Source organism: Pseudomonas sp. FSL R10-1339 (assembly GCF_009600545.1).
GTDB lineage: Bacteria > Pseudomonadota > Gammaproteobacteria > Pseudomonadales > Pseudomonadaceae > Aquipseudomonas > Aquipseudomonas bubulae.
On sequence record NZ_WIVQ01000271.1, the window covers coordinates 1 to 438 of the forward strand.

Sequence of the window (438 nt, forward strand, 5' to 3'; positions counted from 1 at the left end):
CCCCAGTGCTGGCCCTGCGCAACACGCCGACCTGCGTACTGGCCAGCGGCGACCCCATGCTGTTTGGTGTCGGCGCCAGCCTGGCGCGACGGGTAGCGCGGGATGAAATGCAGGTGCTGCCAGCGCCATCGTCCTTTTCCCTGGCCGCAGCACGCATGGGCTGGGCCCTGCAGGACGTAGTCACGCTGTCGGTAGTGGCACGCCCCGTCGTCGCCCTCAATGCCCACCTGCACAGCGGTGTACGTCTGCTGGTACTGAGCAACGATGGCAGCAGCCCGTCCATCATCGCCCGTCTGCTGAGCGCGCAGGGATTTGGTCCCAGCCGCATGACGGTGCTGGAACACCTGGGCGGCCAGGCTGAACGCAGGATCGACACCCGCGCCTGCGACTGGAGTGACCCGCCCGTCGCGGCGCTTAACCTGGTCGCCATCGATTGCC

The 438-nt window shown here is 67.8% G+C and carries 1 protein-coding gene; it reads left to right on the top strand.

The window, feature by feature from the left end:
• On the top strand, positions 1-438 hold a 438-nt coding region (cbiE, locus tag GHO03_RS24770), incomplete at both ends, for a precorrin-6y C5,15-methyltransferase (decarboxylating) subunit CbiE (RefSeq protein ID WP_153400709.1).